Here is a 17,801-nt window from a genome sequence, read left to right on the forward strand (position 1 = left end):
GGAGCGCTCCGCAGGAGCGCGTCTCGAAGGATGCTTTAGCGATCTCGGGAGCCTCCTGAAGGATCCTTCGAGACGCCGCTTCGCGGCTCCTCAGGATGAGGGCACGGCAAATATCGTGTTCCGGCTCGCCATCGCCCGGCGAAAATGCTACCCGGCACCACCACACAGGAACTCCAAACGACCATGGCCGATATTTTCCGCGAAATCGACGAGGAGGTGCGCCGCGACAAGGCGGCAGCGCTCTGGAGCAAATACGGCGTTGTCTTCGTCGGGCTCGCGGTTGCAGCCGTCCTGGCCGTGGCCGGCTGGCAGTTCTGGCTCTATCGCGAGCAGCAGGCCTCGCAGATCGTCGGCGCCAAGCTGGAGGCGGCGCTGAAGGCCTCGCGCGACGGCAACGGCTCGGAAGCCGAGACGATCCTGGGCGAGCTTGCCGCGAGCAGCACGCCCGCCGGCTATCGCCAGATCGCGCGCTTCCGCCTCGCCGCCGAGACCGCCAAGCGCGATGCGGCTGCCGGAGCGACCGCCTTCGACGCGCTCGCCAATGACGGCTCGCTGACGCAGCTCTATCGCGACCTGGCCCGCCTGCGCGCCGGCATGCTGCGTGTCGATCTCGTGCCCTATGCCGAGCTTCGGCAGGCGCTGGAGCCGCTGGCGACGCCGCAGGGCATCTGGCGCCATTCGGCCCGCGAATTCCTCGGCATCGCCGCGCTCAAGGCCAATCTCTTCGAGGATGCCGGCCGCTGGTTCGACGCCATCGTCACCGACCCGCAATCGCCCGCCGTGCTGCGCCAGCGCACGGAACTCTATTTGGCGCTGGTCCGCGGCGGTCCTGTCGAGACCAAGAACTGAGTAAGACACGAACAGACGCCGTCATCCCGGGCGACCGCAGTGAGACCCGGGATCCATGTCTGAGACTTGCCATGCTGCGCTCCGGCATGGATTCCGGATCGGCGCCGCTTCGCGGCTTGTCCGGAATGACCGCACGTTTTTTATCGGTTGCGAAGGATCAACGTCGTTGAGCCGCGCAGGCGAAACAGGATTATCTGAACTGCCATGACCGCCACCGTCGCCATCATCGGCCGCCCCAATGTCGGCAAGTCGACGCTGTTCAACCGGCTTGTCGGCAAGAAGCTCGCGCTGGTCGACGACCTGCCCGGCGTGACCCGCGACCGGCGCGAGGGCGAGGCCTCGCTCGGCCATCTGCGCTTCAACATCGTCGACACCGCCGGGCTTGAAGAGGCCGATCCGGGCTCGCTCGCTGGCCGCATGCGCGCGCAGACGCAGACCGCCATCGATCAGGCCGACGTCATCCTGTTCATGATCGATGCCAGGCTCGGCCTGACGCCGATGGATCAACCCTTCGCCGATCTCGTCCGCAAGTCAGGCAAGCCCGTCATCCTGCTCGCCAACAAGGCCGAGGGGAGGAAGGGCCTTGACGGCATCTTCGAATCCTATGCGCTGGGCCTCGGCGACCCCGTTCCGTTCTCCGCCGAGCATGGCGAGGGCACGTCAGACCTGCTCGAGGCGCTCGCGCCTTATGTCGATGTCGAGCCGGAGGAAGAAGAGCCCTTCGACGAGAGCTATGGCGACAAGAAATGGGTCGAAGCGCCCGCCGTCTTCGTCGACGAGGAGGCGGAGTACAACGACCCCAACAAGCCGTTGCGCGTCACCATCATCGGCCGCCCCAATGCGGGCAAGTCGACGCTGGTCAACCGCATGATCGGCGAGGAGCGCCTGCTGACCGGCCCGGAGGCCGGCATTACGCGCGACACCATTTCGGTCGACTATGAGTGGCGCGGCCGGCCGGTGAAGCTCTTCGACACGGCGGGCATGCGCAAGCGCGCCCGAATTGAGGAAAAGCTCGAGAAGATGTCGGTGCAGGATGCGTTGCGCGCCATCCGCTTCGCCGAGGTCGTCGTCGTGCTGCTGGACGCCACCATCCCCTTCGAGAAGCAGGACCTGACGCTGGTCGATTTCACCGAGCGCGAGGGCCGCACCGTCGTCATCGGCCTGAACAAATGGGATCTCGTCGCCGACAAGAACGGACTGCTCGCCGAACTCAAGGAAAAGGCGACGCATCTGCTCGCCCAAGTGCGCGGCGTGCCGATCGTACCGCTGTCGGGGCTGGCGGGCGAGGGCATCGACCGGCTGATGCAGGCGGTGTTTGCGAGCTACGATGTCTGGAACCGCCGCATTTCGACCGCGAAGATCAACCGCTGGCTCGAAGGCGTGCTCTCGGCCCATCCGCCGCCAGCCGTCGCCGGCCGGCGCATCAAGATCCGCTACATGACGCAGGCCAAGGCCCGCCCGCCGACGTTTGCCCTGTTCGGCAACCAGCTCGACCATCTGCCGGTGTCCTACACCCGCTATCTGGTCAACAATCTGCGCGAGGCCTTCGAACTGCCGGGAACGCCGATCCGCCTGCACACACGCGGCGGCGAGAACCCCTTCGACAAGAACAAGCGAGCGGGGTAGGGCGGAGCCGTCATTCTCGGGCGAAGCGAAGCGCAGACCCGAGAATCTCGTGCAAGAGATGCTCGGGTCAAGCCCGAGCATGACGTCTGAGGCTCAGCCCGGCATCTGGGGCGTGAGCACCTTGCCCTTCGGGAAATCGAAGATCTTGCCGCTCTGCGCCCAGTCGGGCGAGGCGATCGCGACCAGATGCGGCGCAAGATCCTCCGGCGTCTTCAGCGTCAGCGGATCCTCGCCGGGCATCGCCTCGGCCCGCATGCGCGTCCGTAACGGCCCGGGATTGACCATCATGACCTTCAGCGGCGTCGTCGCAGTCTCCGCGGCGTAGGTGCGCCCCATCGCCTCGACAGCGGCCTTGGAGATCGAGTACGGCCCCCAATAGGCGAGGCATTTATGCGCCGCGCCCGAGGTCATCAGGATCACGCGGGCAGCGTCGGATGCCTGCAGCGCCGGCTCGACCGATTTCAGCAGACGCCAGTTGGCGGTGACGTTGGTGTCGAAGACCTTCGCCCATTCCTTCGGCGAGGCATGGGTCAGCGGCGAGAGCGGGCCGAGGATGCCGGCATTGGCCAGCAGGATGTCGAGCTTGCCCCAGCGCTGCATGAGCGCAGGCCCGAGCTTCTCGATCGCCGGCTCATCGCCGAGATCGAGCGGGACCAGCGTCGCCGTGCCGCCGATGGCACGGATCTCATCGTCGAGTTCCTCCAGCGCGCCGCTGGTGCGGGCGAGCGCAACGACATGGGCGCCGGCCTGTGCGAAAGCGAGCGCCGCCGCGCGGCCGATGCCGCGCGACGCGCCGGTGACGAGGGCGACGCGCCCGGAGAGAGGTTTGGTCATGGTGATCTTTTCCAGATGACGGTGTCATCCCGGACAAGTGGCAAAGCCGCGCCGATCCGGGATCCATTCCTGAAACTGACCGGACAGCGTTCCGGAATGGATTCCGGGTCTTCGCTTCGCTACGCCCGGAATAACCTGAGCGTGAACCGGGATCGACTCAGCCGGCCTCGGCCAGCAGGGAGATGCGCTGCTTGGCGCTCTCGCCGACGACGTCGGTCAGCGAGGTCGGATAATCGCCGGTGAAGCAGTGGTCGGTGAACTGCGGCCGGACGGGATCGCGCCGCTCATGGCCCATGGCGCGGTAGAGGCCCTCGACCGAAAGGAAGGCCAGCGAATCGGCGCCGACGAACTGGCGCATCTCCTCCAGCGTATGGGTGGCGGCCAGCAGCTTCTCCCGGTCGGGCGTATCGATGCCGTAATAGTCGGGATGGGTGATCGGCGGCGAGGAGATGCGGAAATGCACCTCCTTGGCGCCGGCCTCGCGCATCATCTTCACGATCTTGAGCGAGGTCGTGCCACGCACGATCGAATCGTCGACCAACACGATGCTCTTGCCCTCGACGACCGAGCGGTTGGCCGAGTGCTTCAACCGCACGCCGAGCTCGCGGACCTTCTGCGTCGGCTCGATGAAGGTGCGGCCGACATAGTGGTTGCGGATGATGCCGAGTTCGAAGGGGATCCCGCTGGCCTGCGAGAAGCCGAGCGCGGCCGGCACGCCGGAATCCGGGACAGGCACGATCACGTCGGCATTGGCCGGCGCCTCCAGCGAGAGCTGCGCGCCCATGCGCTTGCGGCGCTCATAGATGCTCTGGCCCTTCACAATCGAATCGGGACGGGCGAAATAGATGTATTCGAAAATGCAGGGCCGCTCGGCGACGGGCGGGAAGGGCTTATGGCTCTCGATGCCGCCTTCGGAGATCACGATGACCTCGCCGTTCTCGACCTCGCGGACGAACTTCGCTCCGATGATGTCGAGCGCGCAGGTCTCGGAGGTCAGGATCGGGCAGCCATCGAGCTCGCCCAGCACCAGCGGGCGGATGCCGAGGGGGTCGCGCGCGCCGATCAGCTTCTTGTTGGTGATGCCGACGAAGGCGTAGGCGCCCTCGATCTGGCGGATCGCCTCGACGAAGCGTTCGATGAAATGCGGCTTGCGGCTGCGCGCGACGAGATGCAGCAGCACCTCGGTGTCCGACGTCGACTGGTAGATCGCGCCGTCGCGCACGAGATTGCGCCGCAGGGTCAGCCCATTGGTCAAATTGCCGTTATGCGCGACGGCGAAGCCGCCGCCATGCAGTTCGGCGAACAGCGGCTGGACGTTGCGCAGGATCGTCTCGCCGGTGGTCGAATAGCGGACATGGCCGATCGCCTGCGTGCCCTTGAGCTTCTCGATCACCGAGACTTCCGAGAAGGCGTCGCCGACGAGGCCCAGTCGGCGCTCGGAATGGAAGCGCGTGCCGTCGAAACTGACGATGCCCGCCGCCTCCTGGCCGCGATGCTGGAGCGCATGCAGGCCGAGCGCGGTCAGAGCCGCGGCGTCCGAGTGGCCGAAGATGCCGAACACGCCGCATTCCTCCCGCAGCCGATCGGCGTTGGGATCGAAAGCGCCCTCGGTCTCGGCAGTCCCCGTCTCGAATTGCGAGATCATATCAAGGCTCCATGCGCCTCTTGAAGAGCGCGGCTCGAAGGATAAAGCGGCTCGAAGAACAGGTTGTTACGCGAAGATTATGGGCGAGTCGGGGCGGGCGCCGTCGGGCGCGTCGCGTCGATGGCGCGCTGCAGCGCCTGGCGGTCGGCAGCGTTGGGCACTTCGGTGCGGCGCTGCGGGTCGGCCGTCGGATTTGTCGGCGCGCGAGGCTCCTCGGCAGGCGCCTCTGTCGGCTCCGCACCCGTCTTGGGCTTCAGCAAATTCTTGATGAAGTCGGCGTTGACGTCCTGGGGAAGCATGGTGATCAGCGACCGGCCCGTCTCCTCGAGCATCGGCTTGGCCTTGGCATCCTTGGCCCAACTCGGCATGTTCTTGTCGCCCATCAACGCCGCGAAGAAGAGATAGCCGATCACGGCGAGCAGGACGCCGCGCGCCGCACCGAAAACGAAGCCGAGCGTGCGGTCGAGCGCACCGATGCGCGAATCGAGCACGAAATCCGAGATCCGCGCCGTCACCAACGATACGACGATCAGCGTCACCAGGAAGAGCGAGGCGATCGAGGCGATCAGCGCGATCGTGTCGTTGGGAATGTACTGCTTCAGAATCGGCAGCATCTGCGGGTGGAACACCCAGGCCACCGCAGCGGCCGCAGCCCAGGAGGCGATCGCGAGAACCTCGCGCGTCAGTCCGCGCACGGCGGCCAGCAATGCCGAGATCAGAACCACGCCGACGACGACGAGATCGAGAATGGTGACAGGCATTGGTTGAGCCGCTTCTTTATGGTCTCGGAATGGCCTGCCGCAGATGGGTCGACCGCATCGGCTTTGCTATACGCGCTCGGGGGCTCTGCGTCACTATTGCGAAGCCGTCATTTCACATCTCTGCGAGGCGCCCGGGACGCGATATCCGCAACGAGTTCCGTGACATGGCCGAAACGCCTCAGCTGCAGCCCGCCGCCGTCGCCGGCATCGGCGCCGCCCGACGGCATCAGGGCCGCCTCGAAACCGAGCTTGGAGGCCTCGCGCAGCCGCGCGCCGGCGACCGAAACCGGCCGGATCGCGCCCGAGAGCGCGATCTCGCCGAAATACACCGATTCGGCCGGCAGGATCGCGCCCGTCAGCGAGGATACAAGCGCGGCTGCCACGGCGAGGTCGGCCGCCGGCTCGTTCACCCTCAGGCCGCCGGCGACGTTGAGATAGACATCGTGCTGTCCCAGCCGAAGGCCGCCATGCGTCTCCAGTACGGCCAGCACCATGGCGAGCCGGCTGTTCTCCCAGCCGACGACGGCGCGGCGCGGGGTGCCGAGCGATGTCGGCGCGACCAGCGCCTGGATCTCGACCAGAACCGGGCGCGTACCCTCGACGCCAGCGAAGACGGCCGCGCCCGGCGCCGCCTGGTCGCGTCCCGCGAGGAATAGCGCGGACGGATTGGTCACCTCCGACAGGCCCATGCCCGTCATCTCGAAGACGCCGATCTCGTCGGTCGCGCCGAAGCGGTTCTTCTGCCCGCGCAGGATGCGGAAGGCATGCGCCCCTTCGCCCTCGAAGGAGAGCACCGCATCGACCATGTGCTCGACCACGCGCGGTCCGGCGATCTGGCCGTCCTTGGTGACATGGCCGACCAGGATCATGCAGGCGCCTGATGTCTTGGCGTAGCGAATCAGCGCCTGGGCGGAACCCCGCACCTGCGTCACGGTGCCCGGCGCACTCTCGACCTCGCCCGACCACATCGTCTGGATCGAATCGATCACCACCAGGGCAGGGCGGGTGCCCTGGCCCAGAGTCGCGATGATGTCCTCGACATTGGTCTCGGCCGCGAGGTCGACCGGGGCCTCGGCCAGCCCCATGCGCTCGGCGCGCAGGCGCACCTGGCCGGTCGATTCCTCGCCGGAGACATAGACGACGCGGCGTCCCGACAGCGCCAGCGCAGCGCAGGCCTGCATCAGCAGGGTCGACTTGCCGATGCCCGGATTGCCGCCGATCAGCAGCACCGAGCCCGGCACGAAGCCGCCGCCGGTGACGCGGTCGAGCTCGCCGATGCCAGAGACGATGCGCGGCGCATCCTGTGTGTCGCCCTTGAGGCTCTCCAGCGCGAAGACGCGACCGCGCGGCTTTCCGCCGGAACTGCGCGCGCCGGGCACAGGCGCTGCCTGCGCCTCCTCGGAGAGCGATGACCAGGTCCCGCAGGAATCGCACTTGCCCTGCCAGCGATGATAGACCGCGCCGCAGGCTTGGCAGGTGTAGGTGGGACCGCGTTTGGCCATCAGCCGCTACGCTGTCATTCCGGGGCGCGGCGCAGCCGCGAACCCGGAACCCACGACGGGACGCGACCGGCCGAGGGCACGATCGAGAGCGCTTGCCCAGTCGTGGGTTCCGGGTTCTTCGCTGTCGCGAAGCCCCGGAAAGACAGCCGGGTCGCCTGTCCGCATCTCACAGCCCGACATAGCGACGGGTGTAGCGGCGGCCGAGATTGGTCAGGATTTCATAGCCGATCGTCTTGGCGCCAGCGCCGACGGCTTCGAGGTCGAGCGAGCCGCCGATCAGCGTCACGGCCGCGCCGCGCTTGCAGGCTGCGGGGGCTGCGTCGGTGACATCCACGATGATCAGATCCATCGAGACGGTCCCGACGAAGGGGCAGGACACCCCGTCGACCAGGGCAAAGCCGCCGGCCGTGCCCTCGGGCGCGCTGGCATTGCGCGGATAGCCATCGGCATAGCCGAGGCAGATCGTCGCGAGCCGGCGACGCCCCTTGGCGGTCCAGCGGCCATTATAGCCGACCTGCATCCCTGCCTCGACGTCGCGCAGCTGGATGATCCGCGCCGTCAGCCCCACGACCGGCTTCATCGGATTGGGCTGCCCCGGTGTCGGATTTCCGCCATAGAGCGCATAGCCCGGCCGCGTCACCTGATAGGAGGGGCAGTCCTTCAGGAAATGGCCCGACGAATTCTTGATCGAGGCCGGGATGCCCGGCAGCGCCTCGACGATATGGGAGAAGGCCGCGATCTGGCGCGCATTGGCCGGATCGCCGACGTCCTCCGACGAGGCGAAATGCGTCATCACGAGGCCGATCCCTGCCGCCTCGATCGTGTCCTTGCGCTCGCGCGCCAGGCTCAGGCCCTCGCCCTGCCAAAGACCGAGTCGATTCATCGCCGTGTCGACATGCAGGGCGGCAGGGGCCACCGCCGCTCCGCCCTGGCGGAAACCCGCCCATTCCAGCAGTTCGTCATGAGATCCCAGAACGGGCGAAAGACGGTGCGCGGCATAGGCGTCGCACGTGCCCGGCAGAAGTCCGTTGAGCACATAGACGGTGGCATCGGGCGCGACGGCGCGGGTCCTGATGCCTTCCGAAACATGGGCGACGAAGAAGGTATCGCAGCCGCCCTGCGTCAGCGCCGAGACGGCGGGCTCGATGCCAATGCCATAGGCGTCGGCCTTGACCACAGCACCGGCGTGGCCCGTGCCCGCAAGCCCGCTCAACGCGCGCCAGTTCGAGACCAGCGCGCCGAGATCGATCGTCAGCGTCGCGCCGGTCGTTTGGGAATCGGGCGTGTCGAAAGTCATCATTCGCGGTCCGGAAGTCGCATTTCGTCAGCACGGTCGGAGAAGCGCGTCACCTCCGCGTCGAACTGCAGGGCGATCGCGCCGGTGGGGCCATGGCGCTGCTTGCCGATGATGAGCTCCGCCACGCCATGGGCGGCCTCCATCTCGATCTGCCACTTGTTGTGGTCTTCGGTGCCGGGACGCGGCTCCTTGCCCTTGAGGTAGTACTCCTCGCGGTAGACGAACATCACGACGTCGGCGTCCTGCTCGATCGAGCCCGATTCGCGCAGGTCCGAGAGCTGCGGTCGCTTGTCGTCGCGGCTCTCGACCTGACGCGAGAGCTGCGAGAGCGCGACGATCGGCACGGCCAGTTCCTTCGCCAGGGCCTTCAGGCTGGTGGTGATCTCCGTCAGCTCCTGCACGCGGTTCTGGCCGTTCTTGGCCGAGCCCGAAAGCAGCTGCAGGTAGTCGATGAACAGGACGTCGAGGCCCTTCTGGCGCTTCAACCGGCGGGCACGGGCGACCAGCTGGGCGATCGAGATGCCGCCGGTCTGGTCGATATAAAGCGGCAGCTTCTCGATCTGCGCCGCGACATCGGTCAGCCTGGCGAAATCGGCCTCGGTGATGCGGCCCTGCCTGATCTTGTAGGACGAGATGCCCGACTGCTCGGCGACGATACGCGTTGCGAGCTGGTCGGCCGACATTTCCAGCGAGAAGAAGGCGACGATTCCGCCATCGACGGTCTTGATCGTGCCGTCGGTCTGGCGTTCGCCGCGCCAGGCCTTGGCGATGTTGAAGGCGATGTTGGTGGCAAGCGAGGTCTTGCCCATGGCCGGGCGGCCGGCGAGCACGATTAGGTCGGAGGATTGCAGGCCGCCCATCCGCTGGTCGAGGTCGCGCAGACCCGTCGAGACCCCCGACAGGCCGCCGGCGCGCTGATAGGCGTTGGCGGCCATTTCGATCGCGGTGAACAGCGCGCCGTCGAACTTCTGGAAACCGCCCTCGTAGCGGCCCTTCTCCGCGAGTTCGTAGAGCTTGCGTTCGGCTTCCTCGATCTGCTCGCGCGGGGCGGCGTCGACCGGCGAATCATAGGCGACGTTGACCAGGTCCTCACCGACGCCGATCAACTGCCGGCGGATCGCGAGGTCATAGACCGTGCGGCCGTAATCGCCCGCGTTGATGACGGTGGTCGCCTCCGCCGCGAGCCGGGCAAGGTACTGCGAGGCGGTGATGCCGCCCAGATCCATCTCGCCGACGAAGGTCTTGAGCGTAATCGGGGTCGCGATCTTGCCGGCCCGGATCAGGCTCGATGCCAGCTCGAAGACGCGCTGGTGGATCGGCTCGAAGAAATGATCCGGCAGCAGGAAGTCGGAAACGCGATAGAAGGCGTCGTTATTGACCAGGATCGCGCCCAGCAGCGCCTGCTCGGCCTCGATGTTGTGAGGCTGGACCCGGTATTCGGCCTCGCGGGCTTCGAGACGGGTGACGAGGGCGGTTGCAGTGGCCATGGGGTTCGATAGGTCAGAATCCACCCGCAAAGAAACGGAAACAAATCAAGAACAGCAGAATTAGCCGGAACTCTGCCCGCTGTCCACAGCTTCGGCCCCCATCACGCGTCGGGGGCCGAATCCTTGCTTGACGGCGCGGCCGGCGGTGCCGGCGTCAATGCGGCGGCTGGACCAGAATCTTGATGTGCTGCTTGTCCCGCACAAGCGCTTCGAAGCCCTGCGCTACGATGTCGTCGAGCGCGATACGCTTTGTCACCAGCTTGTCGGCCTGGAAGAAGCCTTTGGTCATCAATGTCATGACCGCCGGGAAGATGTCGCGATAGGCGATGATGCCCCGGACCACGCGTTCTTTCAGCACCACGGTGTTGGGCTGGAAGGCGGCTTCCTTCTCCCAGATCGAGACGATGACGGTTTCGCCCTCGTAATGCGTGGACTCGATGCATTGCTGGAGCACTTTTGGTACGCCGGTGACCTCAAAGGCGACGTCCACGCCCCCGGCGCTCAACGCGCGCAGTTTGGCGACGGGTTCGTCCTGCGAGGGGTCCGTGACGGTCGTCGCCCCCAGTTCGAGCGCCTTGGCGCCGCGTTCTGCGGACAGTTCGACAACATGGATCACTGACGCCCCTGCGACACGCAGCGCCTCGACCAGGAGCAGCCCGATCGGGCCCGCGCCGAAGACAGCCGCGGTACCGCCCGCCTTGAGGCTGCTGAGGCGCACCGCATGAAGCGCGACGGCGGCGGGCTCCACCAAGGCGCCCTGTTCGAACGACAAGCCTTCCGGCATGACATGGACCATGCGCTCATCGACGACGGTGTGGCAGGCGAAGCCGCCGCCGCCACCCGACAGACCGTGAAAGCCCAGCTTGTCGCACAGATTGTATTTGCCCCTACGGCAGGCATCGCAGACGCCGCAGGCAAGGATCGGCTCGACGACGACGCGGTCTCCGGGCCGAATGCGCCTGACCTCCGGCCCGACCTCTACCACTTCGCCGGAGAACTCATGGCCCATCACGATGGGCGCGCGGTCATGGCTGAGCGGGTGCGGCTGGTCCACAGGGATGAAAATCGGGCCTGCGAGATATTCGTGCAGATCGCTGCCGCAGATCCCGGCCCACGCCACCTTGATCTTTACCTGGCCGGCCGAGGGGGTCGGTTCGGGCACCTGCTCCACGCGAATGTCGTGAGCCTTGTGCCAGCATGCGGCTTTCATCGGCGTCGTTCCTTTTGTCGTCCCAGCGCCTCTTTCATAAGTGGGTCTCAGACATGCGCCTTGATCTCGCGCATAGAGGGATCAATTGCGGACAGCGCTGCTGGCTGCCCCAGCAGCGTGCAGGTGGCACGCCCATCAAAAAAGGCGCCGCGATGGCTCGCGGCGCCTTCCAAACCGGCTGAAGAGCCCGGTTGATCTCAGCGATCGTCCTCGCCGGCTTCCGCCAGCGCTGCGCCGACCTCGAGGCCGAGATCGTCGAGATCGAACTCCTCGCGAGCGGTGACGTTCTCGCCGCGCACCTGGCGCTCGGCTTCCTGAGCCGAACGGGCGACGTTGACCGTGACCGTGACCGAGACTTCCGGATGCAGCACGACCGGGACGGTGTGCAGGCCGAGCGTCTTGATCGGGGCGTTCAGCGTCACCTGGCTGCGGGCGACGTGGAAGCCGTCGGCGGTCAGGGACTCGGCGATGTCACGGGTCGAGACCGAGCCGTAGAGCACGCCGGATTCGCCCGACTGGCGCAGGATCACGACCGAATGGCCGTTGAGCGTCTCGGCGACGGCCTCGGCCTCGGAGCGCAGTTCGAGATTGCGAGTCTCGAGCTCGATCTTCTGGCCCTCGAAGCGCTTCTTGTTTTCCTCGGTGGCGCGCAGCGCCTTGCCGCGGGCGAGCAGGTAGTTGCGGCCGAAGCCGTCGCGGACGCGGACGACTTCGCCCATCTGGCCGAGCTTGGCGACGCGTTCGAGCAGGATCACTTCCATGGTCTTGTTCTCCTTTTGAGATCGGTTGGTGTGTTCAGGTCTTGGTGGTCAAGTCAGGTGGAAGGCGGTGGAGGCAGGGCAGCCCGCTTGCGCAGGCCGAGAAGGCTGTCGATGACACCCGCGAGTGCCAGCAGCGGCGTCAGCACGGCCTGCATCAGGACGAGCGCGACATAGACGCTGACCAGCATCGGCGTGCGCCAGGCCTGGCCGCGCGAGAGGTCGTGCAGCATGGCGAGCCCTGTGAACATGAAGGTCGCCAGCAGCGCCCCCACCAGGGCGACGCCCGCCAGACCGACGAAGCCATCCAGCGCGGCGGTCGCAAGGCCCGCCACCAGCAGCAGCAGCGCCTGACGTGGCAGCGTCGTCGATGGAATGAAGGGCCAGGGACGCGGCAGACGGCCCGAGAGCTGCACGGTTTTCGCGGCGAGCCAGAGATTGGCGGTGATCGTCGTGACGATCGAGGCCCCGATGCCGAGCGGGACGGCCCGCACCAGCAGTGGTGTCACATTCGCCGCAAGCTCGGCTTGCGTCGTGCCTTGCGGCAGGCTGATCATCTTGCTGCGGACCATCTCGGACAGGAGGTTCTCGACGATCCGGGCGATGACCGAGCGATAGGCCTCGTAATCCGTCGTCATCACCAGCGCGCTGGCAATCGTCGCCATCGCCGCGGTCGCTGCGATCCAGACCATGAGACTGCCGAGCGGATACCACTCGGCGGTTCCGGCGGCATCGGTCCGTGCCAGCAGTGCGAGATAGGCGATCCACCACGCCGGCAGCGCGATGATGAAGGCGAAGGCGATCCCGGCCGGCAAGCTGAGCGCGATCGCCACGGCGACTGCGCCGGCACCGACGGCAACCAGTCCTGCGCGGTGGTTCCAGCCCAGCGCGGCGATGAAGATCGGCAGGGGAGCGGCAGAGTACAACAGCACGGCCAGCGGCGATCCGGTGATCACCACTGAGAAAAGCAGGGCCGCAACGAGGCCCGCGCCGATGCCGACAACCGGTATCATTCTTCGTCCTGCTGTCCCGCTGCTCCCGGGCCTAGAGCGGCCGGGCAGGGTGAGAGGCATTTGCCTCAACGAACCCGATGAAGTTGCACCACCGGGCGACTGGTTCATTTCAGGCAGTTCAAACCGGCGGCGATCGCTCGCCGCCGGGATTGTCAGATACGCTCAGCGGATGACGTAGGGCAGCAGGCCGAGGAAGCGGGCGCGCTTGATCGCCTGGGCGAGCTCGCGCTGCTTCTTGGCGGAGACCGCCGTGATGCGCGACGGCACGATCTTGCCGCGCTCGGAGATGTAGCGCGAGAGCAGGCGCACATCCTTGTAGTCGATCTTCGGAGCGCCCTCGCCCGAGAAGGGGCAGGACTTGCGGCGGCGGAAGAAGGGGCGGCGTGCGCCAGCAGATGCAGTCGACATGGATCAGGCCTCCGCGCCGGTTGTGGTTTCGGTGCCTTCGTCATCGCGACGAGGACGGTCGCGGCGCGGGCCACGATCGCCGCCACGGTCGAAGCGGTCGCCGCCGCCGGGACGGTCGAAACGGTCGCCGCGATCATCGCGGTCGCGCTTCTGGAGCATGGCCGACTGGCCTTCCTCGAGCTCTTCGACGCGGATGGTGAGGAAGCGCAGCACGTCCTCGTTGATGCGCATCTGGCGCTCCATCTCCAGCACGGCGGCGGAGGGGGCGTCGATGTTCAAAAGCGAATAATGCGCCTTGCGGTTCTTCTTGATGCGATAGCCCAGCGACTTGACGCCCCAGTACTCGACCTTGGGGACCGAGCCGCCATTCGCCTCGATGATGCCCTTGAACGTCTCGACAAGGGTCTCGACCTGCTGCGCGCTGACGTCTTGTCGCGCGAGCAGAACATGCTCGTACAATGCCATGGTTGGCCTTCCTCGTTTCACACTGTTTCGCTCGGCGCGGAGCCCTCCGAGCCCTGGATAAGGCCCGACAGGATTTCATCGAAGGCGGAGACACGGGATGACGGCTCAGGATAGGGAGCCTGCGGAGCGATCTCGAAGACGGTGAGGGCGCACTGCCATCCGTTCAGCCTCCGGCCGAACAAACAGGAGCCGGTCGTTACAGGCTAGGGCGCGGTCATGCAACCGAAATCCGTGCCGGAGCGCGGTTCCGGGCGCGGAAATCTCGCCTCGAAGCTTGACTTGGCGTCCAAGGCAGTGTGACAGCCCCGTCAATTCGCTGAAAACGTTTGAATTCGAGGCTTGCCGAATGACGACCGCGTTCCTTTTTCCTGGCCAGGGCTCCCAGGCCGTCGGCATGGGCAAGGCCCTGGCCGAGAACTTCCCCGTCGCGAAGGCTGTCTTCGACGAGGTCGATGTCGCGTTGTCTCAGAAGCTCTCCGTGTTGATGTGGGAGGGGCCGGGTGACGAGCTGACGCTGACCAGCAACGCGCAGCCGGCGCTGATGGCGGTCAGTCTCGCGGTGATCCGCGTACTCGAATCGGAAGCCGGGCTGGACCTGAAGCGCGACGCGGCCTTCGTCGCCGGGCATTCGCTGGGCGAATATTCGGCGCTCGCCGCTGCCGGCACCTTCAGCATCACTGATGCCGCCCGCCTTCTGCGCATCCGCGGCGATGCCATGCAGAAGGCCGTGCCGGCGGGCGAGGGCGCCATGGCGGCCCTGCTCGGGGCGGAACTCGATCTGGCGCGTGCCATCGCGGCCGACGCGGCGCAAGGCGAAGTCTGCGAAGTGGCCAACGACAATGGCGGCGGCCAGGTGGTGCTCTCGGGCGCCAAGGCCGCGATCGATCGCGCCATCGTGCTCGCTGGTGAGCGCGGGGTCCGGCGTGCCATGCTTCTGCCGGTTTCGGCTCCCTTCCATTGCGCCCTGATGCAGCCGGCGGCGGAGGCCATGCAGGCCGCGCTGGAACAGGTCGCGATGCAGGCGCCCGTCGTGGCGGTGATGGCCAATGTCGGCGCTGCACCGCTCAGCGACCCCGACGGCATCCGCGCCTCACTCGTGGCACAGGTCACGGGCACGGTGCGCTGGCGCGAATGCGTCGAGGCGATGACGGCAGCTGGCGTGACCCGCTTCGTCGAGGTCGGCAGCGGCAAGGTTCTGGCCGGGCTGGTCAAGCGCATCGCAGCTGGGGCGACGCCGATCTCGGTCGGAACGGCCGACGATATCGCTGGTTACAAGGCCTTGGACAGCTAAGAACCCGGAACGGGTACAGACGGCAGAATGCCGAAGGGGAGAGACGATGCTTGATTTGACGGGCAAGAAGGCCCTGGTCACCGGCGCGACCGGCGGGCTGGGCGGCGCCATCGCGCGCATGCTCCACGGCCAGGGCGCAACCGTTGCGCTTTCGGGCACCCGCGCCGAGGCTTTGGAGGCACTGGCCACCGAACTCGGCGAGCGGGCGGTGATCGTGCCTTGCAACCTCGCCGACAAGGATTCGGTCGAAGCGCTCGTGCCCGCGGCCGAAGAGAAGCTCGGCGGTCTCGATATTCTCGTGAACAATGCCGGCGTGACCAAGGACAATCTCTTCCTGCGTCTCAAGGACGAGGACTGGGACAGCGTCATCGCGGTCAATCTGACGGCGGCCTTCCGGCTCTCGCGCGCCGCCGTGAAGTCGATGATGCGCCGGCGCTATGGCCGCATCATCTCGATCGGCTCGGTGGTCGGCACCACCGGCAATCCCGGCCAAGGCAACTATGCCGCCTCGAAGGCCGGGCTGATCGGCATGTCGAAGGCGCTTGCTGCCGAAGTCGCCAGCCGCAACATCACGGTGAATGTCGTTGCGCCGGGCTTTATCGAGTCACCGATGACTCAGGCGCTGAACGAGAAACAGCGCGAGGGCATTCTGTCGGACGTGCCGATGGGGCGTCTCGGCGTCGGCGCCGATGTTGCCGCCGCAGTTGTCTACCTCGCCAGCACCGAAGCCGCCTATGTGACGGGACAGACCCTTCACGTCAACGGCGGAATGACAATGATCTGAGAGAGTTGAGAGCATTTCCAGACAAAGCTGATCGGCCTCTGGACGCTCTCGCCAGCCTTCATCGGGTGTGTTAACTAGCGCCGTCGCGCAGCGATGCAGGGTTCGGGGGGGCTTGACGGGAACCCGGTTGTTGCGTTTGTGCAGGCTTCGAGTTCCGACCCGTCGACACCGCTTCGGTGAGGTGGGATTCAGGAGTGAACGTCCCCATATGCGACGCGATCCAGCGTTGCGTATTTTTCAATCTGCAAGGAAAAGACCCATGAGCGATGTCGCCGAGCGCGTGAAGAAGATCGTGGTCGAGCATCTCGGCGTCGAGCCTGAGAAGGTCGTGGATGGCGCCAATTTCATCGAGGATCTCGGGGCCGACAGCCTCGATACGGTCGAGCTCGTGATGGCGTTCGAGGAAGAATTCGGCGTCGAAATCCCCGACGACGCGGCTGAGACGATCGTGACCGTCGGCGACGCCGTCAAGTTCCTGTCGAAGACCGCCTGATCGGCCTTATCGGTCGGTTGGCCGCAGCAGAGCGTCATGGTTTCACAGAGTCTCTCGATGCGACGCGTCGTCGTGACTGGTCTGGGCATGGTGACGCCGCTCGCGAGCGGCGTCGAACTGACCTGGTCGCGTATTCTCGCCGGCGCCAGTGGCGCCGGCCCCATCACCAGCTTCGACTGCAGCGATCTGCCGGCGCGCATCGCCTGCAACATCCAGCGGGGCGACGGCAGCGACGGCACCTTCAATCCCGACGATTGGATGGAGCCGAAGGAGCAGCGCAAGGTCGATGATTTCATCGTCTTCGCGATGGCTGCTGCCCGGCAGGCTCTGACGGACGCCAACTGGAAGCCCGAGAGCTACGAGGACCAGATCGCGACGGGCGTCGCCATCGGTTCCGGAATCGGCGGCCTCGGTGGCATCTACGAGGCCTCGATCCTGCTCAAGGAGCGCGGTCCGCGCCGTCTATCACCCTTCTTCATTCCGGGCCGCCTGAGCAATCTTGCGGCGGGCTATGTCTCGATCGAACATGGCCTTAAGGGGCCCAACCACTCGGTTGTGACCGCCTGCTCGACCGGTGCGCACGCGATTGGCGATGCTTCGCGCATGATCGCGCTCGGCGATGCCGATGTCATGCTGGCGGGCGGTGCCGAATCGGCGATCAACCGGCTCGGCATCGCAGGCTTCTGCGCCTGCCGCGCCTTGTCCACGGATTTCAACGACACGCCCGAGAAGGCCTCGCGCCCCTATGACAAGGACCGTGACGGTTTCGTCATGGGCGAGGGCGCCGGCGTCGTGGTTCTCGAGGAACTCGATCATGCTCTGGCGCGCGGAGCGCGCATCTATGCGGAAGTCGTCGGCTACGGCCTGTCGGGCGATGCCTATCACATCACCTCGCCTGCCGAGGATGGCGACGGCGCTTATCGCTGCATGTCGATGGCGTTGAACCGGGCCGGCATCGCTGCGTCCGCGCTCGACTACATCAACGCGCACGGCACCTCGACGCAGCTCGGCGACGAGATCGAGTTGCGCGCCGCAGAACGTCTGCTCGCCAATTCGCCGACGAAGCCTGCCATGTCCTCGACCAAATCGGCGACGGGGCATCTGCTCGGTGCTGCCGGCGCAGTTGAGGCGATCTTCGCGATCCTTGCGATTCGTGACCAGATCGCGCCGCCGACGATCAATCTCGACAACCCCTCCGTCGAGACGGATCTCGATCTCGTCCCGCATGTCGCGCGCAAGCGGAAGATCGACGTCGTCCTGTCGAACTCCTTCGGTTTCGGCGGCACGAATGCCTCGCTGGTGATGCGACGCTATCGCGACGGCGCCTGAGGCGCGAGACAGCGCGCTTTCGCCATAATGTTGATTAGAGTGCGCTGCT

The 17,801-nt window shown here is 66.2% G+C and carries 17 protein-coding genes; 6 read left to right on the top strand and 11 right to left on the bottom strand.

The window, feature by feature from the left end; all coding sequences use genetic code 11:
- Window positions 1-183 precede the first annotated feature (183 nt).
- Both AE618_RS04890 and der read left to right on the top strand, forming a co-directional pair.
- On the top strand, window positions 184-849 hold the full coding sequence (locus AE618_RS04890; RefSeq protein ID WP_054207908.1) for a tetratricopeptide repeat protein: 666 nt from the start codon (window positions 184-186) through the stop codon (window positions 847-849).
- Between the two features lie 204 nt (window positions 850-1,053).
- Entirely contained in the window at window positions 1,054-2,475 is a 1,422-nt protein-coding gene (gene der, locus AE618_RS04895; RefSeq protein ID WP_054207909.1) for a ribosome biogenesis GTPase Der, read from the top strand.
- 93 nt (window positions 2,476-2,568) lie between these two features.
- On the opposite strand, the gene AE618_RS04900 is transcribed toward der, so the two are convergent.
- The 11 genes from AE618_RS04900 to rpsF form a co-directional block, all read right to left on the bottom strand.
- Window positions 2,569-3,309, bottom strand: coding sequence for an SDR family NAD(P)-dependent oxidoreductase (locus AE618_RS04900; RefSeq protein WP_054207910.1), 741 nt, complete (start codon window positions 3,307-3,309; stop codon window positions 2,569-2,571).
- A 157-nt stretch (window positions 3,310-3,466) separates the two neighbouring features.
- Window positions 3,467-4,954, bottom strand: coding sequence for an amidophosphoribosyltransferase (gene purF, locus AE618_RS04905; RefSeq protein WP_054207911.1), 1,488 nt, complete (start codon window positions 4,952-4,954; stop codon window positions 3,467-3,469).
- Window positions 4,955-5,031: 77 nt separating this feature from the next.
- Entirely contained in the window at window positions 5,032-5,715 is a 684-nt protein-coding gene (locus AE618_RS04910) for a CvpA family protein (RefSeq protein ID WP_054207912.1), read from the bottom strand.
- 107 nt (window positions 5,716-5,822) lie between these two features.
- Window positions 5,823-7,217, bottom strand: coding sequence for a DNA repair protein RadA (gene radA / locus AE618_RS04915; RefSeq protein WP_054207913.1), 1,395 nt, complete (start codon window positions 7,215-7,217; stop codon window positions 5,823-5,825).
- A gap of 166 nt (window positions 7,218-7,383) precedes the next feature.
- Window positions 7,384-8,514, bottom strand: coding sequence for an alanine racemase (gene alr / locus AE618_RS04920; RefSeq protein ID WP_082365011.1), 1,131 nt, complete (start codon window positions 8,512-8,514; stop codon window positions 7,384-7,386).
- Window positions 8,514-10,001, bottom strand: coding sequence for a replicative DNA helicase (locus AE618_RS04925; protein ID WP_054207914.1), 1,488 nt, complete (start codon window positions 9,999-10,001; stop codon window positions 8,514-8,516). Before AE618_RS04925 ends, alr begins: the two co-directional genes overlap by 1 nt.
- A 154-nt stretch (window positions 10,002-10,155) precedes the next feature.
- Window positions 10,156-11,211, bottom strand: a complete 1,056-nt coding sequence (locus AE618_RS04930; RefSeq protein ID WP_054207915.1) for a 2,3-butanediol dehydrogenase — start codon at window positions 11,209-11,211, stop codon at window positions 10,156-10,158.
- A 197-nt stretch (window positions 11,212-11,408) separates the two neighbouring features.
- Complete coding sequence (gene rplI, locus AE618_RS04935; protein ID WP_054207916.1) at window positions 11,409-11,972, bottom strand: 50S ribosomal protein L9; 564 nt, start codon at window positions 11,970-11,972, stop codon at window positions 11,409-11,411.
- A gap of 53 nt (window positions 11,973-12,025) precedes the next feature.
- The gene (locus AE618_RS04940; protein ID WP_054207917.1) at window positions 12,026-12,982 is read right to left on the bottom strand and encodes a DUF2232 domain-containing protein; all 957 of its coding nucleotides are present in this window, start codon (window positions 12,980-12,982) and stop codon (window positions 12,026-12,028) included.
- A 162-nt stretch (window positions 12,983-13,144) separates the two neighbouring features.
- Window positions 13,145-13,390 (bottom strand): 30S ribosomal protein S18, encoded by a 246-nt coding sequence (rpsR, locus tag AE618_RS04945; RefSeq protein ID WP_038367644.1) that lies wholly within the window; start codon window positions 13,388-13,390, stop codon window positions 13,145-13,147.
- Between the two features lie 3 nt (window positions 13,391-13,393).
- Window positions 13,394-13,855 carry a 30S ribosomal protein S6 gene (rpsF, locus tag AE618_RS04950; protein WP_054207918.1) on the bottom strand — a complete coding sequence of 154 codons (462 nt, stop codon included), beginning with the start codon at window positions 13,853-13,855 and terminating at the stop codon, window positions 13,394-13,396.
- A gap of 346 nt (window positions 13,856-14,201) precedes the next feature.
- On the opposite strand from rpsF, the gene fabD reads away from it, so the two are divergent.
- From fabD to fabF, 4 genes are all read left to right on the top strand, one after another.
- Window positions 14,202-15,146: an ACP S-malonyltransferase gene (gene fabD / locus AE618_RS04955; protein ID WP_054207919.1), complete on the top strand. Its 945-nt coding sequence runs from the start codon at window positions 14,202-14,204 to the stop codon at window positions 15,144-15,146.
- Between the two features lie 46 nt (window positions 15,147-15,192).
- Window positions 15,193-15,930, top strand: coding sequence for a 3-oxoacyl-[acyl-carrier-protein] reductase (gene fabG, locus AE618_RS04960; protein WP_054207920.1), 738 nt, complete (start codon window positions 15,193-15,195; stop codon window positions 15,928-15,930).
- Window positions 15,931-16,189: 259 nt separating this feature from the next.
- Window positions 16,190-16,423, top strand: a complete 234-nt coding sequence (locus tag AE618_RS04965) for an acyl carrier protein (RefSeq protein WP_054207921.1) — start codon at window positions 16,190-16,192, stop codon at window positions 16,421-16,423.
- A gap of 57 nt (window positions 16,424-16,480) precedes the next feature.
- On the top strand, window positions 16,481-17,752 hold the full coding sequence (gene fabF / locus AE618_RS04970) for a beta-ketoacyl-ACP synthase II (protein ID WP_054208016.1): 1,272 nt from the start codon (window positions 16,481-16,483) through the stop codon (window positions 17,750-17,752).
- The last annotated feature ends 49 nt before the right edge of the window (window positions 17,753-17,801 follow it).

The sequence above is a fragment of the Allobosea vaviloviae genome, assembly GCF_001298265.1.
Taxonomy (GTDB): domain Bacteria; phylum Pseudomonadota; class Alphaproteobacteria; order Rhizobiales; family Beijerinckiaceae; genus Allobosea; species Allobosea vaviloviae_B.

Coding starts and splice junctions, on each gene's coding strand:
- rpsF (WP_054207918.1), bottom strand. CDS start 13,855: ATGGCATTGTACGAGCATGTTCTGCTCGCGCGACAAGACGTCAGCGCG.
- AE618_RS04900 (WP_054207910.1), bottom strand. CDS start 3,309: ATGACCAAACCTCTCTCCGGGCGCGTCGCCCTCGTCACCGGCGCGTCG.
- AE618_RS04890 (WP_054207908.1), top strand. CDS start 184: ATGGCCGATATTTTCCGCGAAATCGACGAGGAGGTGCGCCGCGACAAG.
- AE618_RS04930 (WP_054207915.1), bottom strand. CDS start 11,211: ATGAAAGCCGCATGCTGGCACAAGGCTCACGACATTCGCGTGGAGCAG.
- fabG (WP_054207920.1), top strand. CDS start 15,193: ATGCTTGATTTGACGGGCAAGAAGGCCCTGGTCACCGGCGCGACCGGC.
- purF (WP_054207911.1), bottom strand. CDS start 4,954: ATGATCTCGCAATTCGAGACGGGGACTGCCGAGACCGAGGGCGCTTTC.
- rplI (WP_054207916.1), bottom strand. CDS start 11,972: ATGGAAGTGATCCTGCTCGAACGCGTCGCCAAGCTCGGCCAGATGGGC.
- radA (WP_054207913.1), bottom strand. CDS start 7,217: ATGGCCAAACGCGGTCCCACCTACACCTGCCAAGCCTGCGGCGCGGTC.
- AE618_RS04965 (WP_054207921.1), top strand. CDS start 16,190: ATGAGCGATGTCGCCGAGCGCGTGAAGAAGATCGTGGTCGAGCATCTC.
- fabD (WP_054207919.1), top strand. CDS start 14,202: ATGACGACCGCGTTCCTTTTTCCTGGCCAGGGCTCCCAGGCCGTCGGC.
- AE618_RS04925 (WP_054207914.1), bottom strand. CDS start 10,001: ATGGCCACTGCAACCGCCCTCGTCACCCGTCTCGAAGCCCGCGAGGCC.
- alr (WP_082365011.1), bottom strand. CDS start 8,514: ATGACTTTCGACACGCCCGATTCCCAAACGACCGGCGCGACGCTGACG.
- AE618_RS04910 (WP_054207912.1), bottom strand. CDS start 5,715: ATGCCTGTCACCATTCTCGATCTCGTCGTCGTCGGCGTGGTTCTGATC.
- rpsR (WP_038367644.1), bottom strand. CDS start 13,390: ATGTCGACTGCATCTGCTGGCGCACGCCGCCCCTTCTTCCGCCGCCGC.
- fabF (WP_054208016.1), top strand. CDS start 16,481: ATGCGACGCGTCGTCGTGACTGGTCTGGGCATGGTGACGCCGCTCGCG.
- der (WP_054207909.1), top strand. CDS start 1,054: ATGACCGCCACCGTCGCCATCATCGGCCGCCCCAATGTCGGCAAGTCG.
- AE618_RS04940 (WP_054207917.1), bottom strand. CDS start 12,982: ATGATACCGGTTGTCGGCATCGGCGCGGGCCTCGTTGCGGCCCTGCTT.